This is a genomic window from Vibrio sp. 10N.239.312.D08, assembly GCF_041466145.1.
Taxonomy (GTDB): domain Bacteria; phylum Pseudomonadota; class Gammaproteobacteria; order Enterobacterales; family Vibrionaceae; genus Vibrio; species Vibrio crassostreae_C.
Genome location: NZ_JBFSSD010000093.1, coordinates 1 through 4,005, shown reverse-complemented (window position 1 = coordinate 4,005; position 4,005 = coordinate 1). Strand labels below are relative to the sequence as shown.

At 43.9% G+C, this 4,005-nt stretch carries 7 protein-coding genes; 5 read left to right on the top strand and 2 right to left on the bottom strand.

Annotation, left to right across the window (positions count from 1 at the left end; translation table 11 throughout):
- The first annotated feature begins 97 nt into the window (after positions 1 to 97).
- From AB6D58_RS24170 to AB6D58_RS24160, 3 genes are all read left to right on the top strand, one after another.
- Entirely contained in the window at positions 98 to 385 is a 288-nt protein-coding gene (locus AB6D58_RS24170; RefSeq protein WP_017034940.1) for a carboxymuconolactone decarboxylase family protein, read from the top strand.
- Between the two features lie 203 nt (positions 386 to 588).
- Positions 589 to 870 (top strand): type II toxin-antitoxin system Phd/YefM family antitoxin, encoded by a 282-nt coding sequence (locus tag AB6D58_RS24165; protein ID WP_011080399.1) that lies wholly within the window; start codon positions 589 to 591, stop codon positions 868 to 870.
- Positions 867 to 1,154 (top strand): type II toxin-antitoxin system RelE/ParE family toxin, encoded by a 288-nt coding sequence (locus tag AB6D58_RS24160; RefSeq protein WP_017064044.1) that lies wholly within the window; start codon positions 867 to 869, stop codon positions 1,152 to 1,154. The genes AB6D58_RS24165 and AB6D58_RS24160 overlap by 4 nt, the downstream gene beginning before the upstream one ends.
- A gap of 148 nt (positions 1,155 to 1,302) precedes the next feature.
- Here AB6D58_RS24160 and AB6D58_RS24155 read toward each other — a convergent pair whose 3' ends face one another.
- On the bottom strand, positions 1,303 to 1,581 hold the full coding sequence (locus AB6D58_RS24155; RefSeq protein WP_017059447.1) for a type II toxin-antitoxin system mRNA interferase toxin, RelE/StbE family: 279 nt from the start codon (positions 1,579 to 1,581) through the stop codon (positions 1,303 to 1,305).
- The gene (locus tag AB6D58_RS24150; RefSeq protein ID WP_017059448.1) at positions 1,578 to 1,862 is read right to left on the bottom strand and encodes a hypothetical protein; all 285 of its coding nucleotides are present in this window, start codon (positions 1,860 to 1,862) and stop codon (positions 1,578 to 1,580) included. Before AB6D58_RS24150 ends, AB6D58_RS24155 begins: the two co-directional genes overlap by 4 nt.
- A gap of 185 nt (positions 1,863 to 2,047) precedes the next feature.
- On the opposite strand from AB6D58_RS24150, the gene AB6D58_RS24145 reads away from it, so the two are divergent.
- Both AB6D58_RS24145 and AB6D58_RS24140 read left to right on the top strand, forming a co-directional pair.
- Complete coding sequence (locus tag AB6D58_RS24145) at positions 2,048 to 2,749, top strand: biotin/lipoate A/B protein ligase family protein (RefSeq protein ID WP_372158769.1); 702 nt, start codon at positions 2,048 to 2,050, stop codon at positions 2,747 to 2,749.
- A 144-nt stretch (positions 2,750 to 2,893) separates the two neighbouring features.
- A complete protein-coding gene (locus tag AB6D58_RS24140) occupies positions 2,894 to 3,901 on the top strand; it encodes a LacI family DNA-binding transcriptional regulator (RefSeq protein WP_017059450.1) in 1,008 nt (335 codons plus the stop codon).
- Positions 3,902 to 4,005: the final 104 nt, after the last annotated feature.

Below are 4,005 nucleotides of genomic sequence, written 5' to 3'. Positions count from 1 at the left end.
GACATGGTGCCTCCGATGCATTTAAGTACCACATAAGTGTGGCAGATCCTCGGTAGGGGGAATCCATGTCATTCGTTAGAACTTACAAGGAGTATGTATGCTAGGGAAACATCAAAAAGGTTATGAGGAATTTTATCACTCAACCCACGAAAATGAGCATCTTGATACTAAGACCGAACTGTTAGTCGGTTTATCAGCGGCTATGGCTATGAATTGTTTACCGTGTACACGTTACTATTTGCTAGAGGCAAAAAAGGCAGGTATTACAAAAGGTGAAATATCGGATGTAACAGCAAAAGTTATGGCTGTTTCAGCGGGGCAGAAAAAGCTGCAAATGCAAGAGGTTTTAACAAAATATAAGATCGACCTCGACAGCTTTGAGTAACGTTCTAACAAGCAATTTAAGAGTGATTCGCAACGCGTGGCATTTTTATTATGCGTTGCGTTCAGTGTTTAAGGCGGTATACGGTAGCATCGGTATTGCGTTGCTCACACCTTAACAGGGCTATAACACAAAATCAGGCTATTGCTCAAAATTGCTATTTGAACTATTGTTTGTACATTAAATTGTACCATAGGGAGTTCAACATGAGCCGCATCCATTTTGATCAAGATATTCAGCCTTTGTCTGAATTTCGTGCTGGCGTGACGTCATTTATTAAACAGATTAACGAAACTCGCAGACCACTAGTTATCACACAACGTGGTAAGGGTGTTGCGGTTGTCCTTGATGTTGCAGAATATGAAGCAATGCAAGAGAAGATCGAGTTACTGGAAGAAATGCGTACTGCTGAAGCACAATTAGCTTCAGGTTTAGGTGTTTCCAATGAAGACGCTCGTGCTCAAGTATTGGGGCGCATTAAGAAATGAAAGTAGTCTGGTCACCACTAGCATTACAAAAGTTAGGTGATGCAGCCGAGTTTATTTCACTGGATAATCCAGTGGCGGCAGAAAACTGGGTTAATGAGGTTTTTGATAAAACTGATTTACTCTCAAGTATGCCTGACATGGGGCGAATGGTTCCTGAGCTGCCTCATACCAATTACCGTGAAATTTTGTTTGGTCACTATCGCATCATATATAGCCTTAGCCATGAAATTCGCGTCCTCACAGTACGAAATTGTCGTCAGATACTAACGGAAAGTGACGTGTAGCAATTGTGTTATAACAAGCAATTTAAGATGGATTCACAACGCTTGGCATTTTTCTTCTACTTCAAATTTAGTGTTTATGGCACAATACTTTAGGTTGGGTGGAGGCGTTGTTCACCCCTTAATTGGGCTAGTTGCCCAGAGGAAGTAATCAATCCATTGGGAACTTTTGTTTCTGGTGGAGTACGCGCATAATTCGGATAATGTCGCCTTCGATCCAATAGGAGACGATCATTGAAATCTCAGGAATTATAAGTAATCGCCCACGAATGCCGTCTCTCTGTACACCCATTAGAGGCTGCTCAAGCAAGTTTTCTACTTTTGTTTCAATGAGGTTGTCAGCGTTTTCTGCCGCATCAGGGTTGAAGTCATAGATAAACTCAAAGATCCTTTCACGATCATTGAGTGATTCTTCTTCCCATAAAATCATTGCTTACCTCGATTACGTATTCTGGCTTTGCGTTCTTCCATTCGAGATTTAGCAGTTTGGTGTTCAACGAAAACGGATTCTCCTGAGTCAAACTTCTCAAATGCTAGGTTTACTTGTTCAGTTAGCCATGCATCGTGAGATAATGTCTGTCTTTGTTGCTCAGCGAGTTGCTCAGTAAGCTCACGGCAAGCACCACTCAGTGTGCGACCTTGGCTCTCAGCCATCTGTTGAGCTAGGCGTTTTGTTTCTTCATCAACACGAAATTGAATTCTAGTGTCCATGATGTATTCCTTTATTGGTGTGTGTACAAATGTTAGCACTCACCTTTGAGATGGGCAACTGACAAGCTACTATGGCGCTAATAACTAACTTTTGGTGCTATGTTTCATCGCACATAGTCCCATATCTCATCAACCATTGCAGAACGCTAAATACTAAGTCACCACAATCTGTAGAGGAAAGTGCATTGAAGTTAACGAATAAACTCGTACGTTACCCGCACATTGATGTTAATCGTGCGTTTGAAAAAGAAGCTGAATTATTGCAGCAAATTCAGGCGGGTGAGATTGGACAAGCCTTAATGCTGTGGCAAGCAAAAACGCCGACACTCGTTTTGCCCGCAGGTAAAAAGTGGCCAGTGACGGTAGAATCTAGTAAGCAACTCGCGGCACAAGGTTGGCAACTCACCTCGCGTAAAACAGGTGGCGCTCCCGTTCCCCAACTGCCGGGGATCATTAACTTATCGCACATTTACCATTGGCCTCGTGATGAAGCCTACAACATCCAAAAAGCGTATCTACATCTGTGCAATGTCTTAACCCTGTTTTTTAAAGAACTGGGCATCGATGTGGATGTACACGCGACTCCCGGTTCTTATTGTGATGGTGACTACAACCTCAATATCAATAAACAAAAAATAGTGGGCACGGCGCAGCGTGTTTTGCTTAAACAAGGGGGCGGCCAAATCGTACTTTCGCAAGCTTGTATCTTGTTGGATGTCGACCTAGAGAACATCGTTGCACCCGTAAATTTTTATAATCAAGTTTGTGGCAATCCAACCGTGGTGGACGCGCAAGTTCATACTCCGTTGTCCGCACATCTGACAACTCTACCCAACGTAGACTCACTCTTTCGGCAGTTAAGCCAAGCTTTCATCAAGCATGCGTGATACCAACCTTTCGTTAACGCCAAACTAATTTGCCGATGGTAGAACGATTTCAATACTATGTGTCGATGACAACGAATGGGTTGAACTTAAGGCGGTGAGAACTTTATAATGTTACTTGTAACATAATAAAGAGTTCAAATAGTTATGACAGAACAGCAGAAGAAAACTCGAACCACACTTCAAGATGTTGCAGACAAAGTGGGGGTCACAAAGATGACCGTCTCTCGTTACATGCGCAATCCCGATTCAGTCGCAGCCAAAACTCGCGTTAAAATTGCAGCGGTTATTGAAGAGATGGGATACATCGAAAACAAAGCGCCAGCTATGCTCTCTAAATCGTCGAGTAAAGCGATCGGTATCTTGCTCCCTTCGTTATCAAACCAAATTTTTGCCGCGTTTGTTCAAGGTATCGAAACGGTTACTAAAGAGAATGGCTACGAGACGTTGCTTGCTCACTTTAGCTATGATGCTGTGGAAGAAGAGGAAAAGATTGCTTCGCTGCTTTCGTATCAAGTTGATGGGTTGATATTGACGGAAAGCCACCACACCCCCCGCACGTTACAGATGATCAAGAATTCAGGTGTTTCTGTTGTTGAAACGATGGAACTCCCAACCAATCCGATCGATATGGTTGTTGGCTTGGACCATATTGATGCTTCTTACCATGTCGTGAAGCGAATGATTGAAGCTGGTAAACGCTCTATTGCTTACTTTGGCGCTCGATTGGATGCGCGAACCAAGTTGCGTTTGCAAGGCTATGACAAAGCGATGTATGAGGCTGGATTAGAGCCTAAACACGTGTTGACTGAACAGCACTCTAACTTCTCTTTGGCTGAAGATCTGCTTGATCGCGCTCTTGCGGATTACCCAGATCTAGATGGCGTGTTCTGCACCAATGATGACATCGCGATAGGTACCTTGCTCATTGCCCAGCAACGTGGAATCCAAGTGCCGCAACAGCTATCTGTGGTGGGCTATAACGCGTTAGATATTGGTCAAACCATACGCCCAAAACTGACTAGCGTGGATACGCCACGTTATGAAATAGGTAAGAAAAGTGCCGAGCTACTGCTTGCCCGATTGAAAGGTGAGCCAGTTACGGAAACGGTAGTGGATATGGGCTATCGCATCACTGATGGCGAAAGCGTTTAACCAAGTATCGTGGAAACTGAAAGGGGCATCGAAATGATGCCCCTTTTGCTTTGTGCGCCGAGCATGGCGTTGATCTAGGAGGTGAAAGTCCTCTACGGGCTCAG

Bases quoted from the DNA above. Each gene is read 5' to 3' on its own strand.
- AB6D58_RS24165 (WP_011080399.1), top strand. From the start codon at position 589: ATGAGCCGCATCCATTTTGATCAAGATATTCAGCCTTTGTCTGAATTT.
- AB6D58_RS24150 (WP_017059448.1), bottom strand. From the start codon at position 1,862: ATGGACACTAGAATTCAATTTCGTGTTGATGAAGAAACAAAACGCCTA.
- AB6D58_RS24140 (WP_017059450.1), top strand. From the start codon at position 2,894: ATGACAGAACAGCAGAAGAAAACTCGAACCACACTTCAAGATGTTGCA.
- AB6D58_RS24155 (WP_017059447.1), bottom strand. From the start codon at position 1,581: ATGATTTTATGGGAAGAAGAATCACTCAATGATCGTGAAAGGATCTTT.
- AB6D58_RS24160 (WP_017064044.1), top strand. From the start codon at position 867: ATGAAAGTAGTCTGGTCACCACTAGCATTACAAAAGTTAGGTGATGCA.
- AB6D58_RS24170 (WP_017034940.1), top strand. From the start codon at position 98: ATGCTAGGGAAACATCAAAAAGGTTATGAGGAATTTTATCACTCAACC.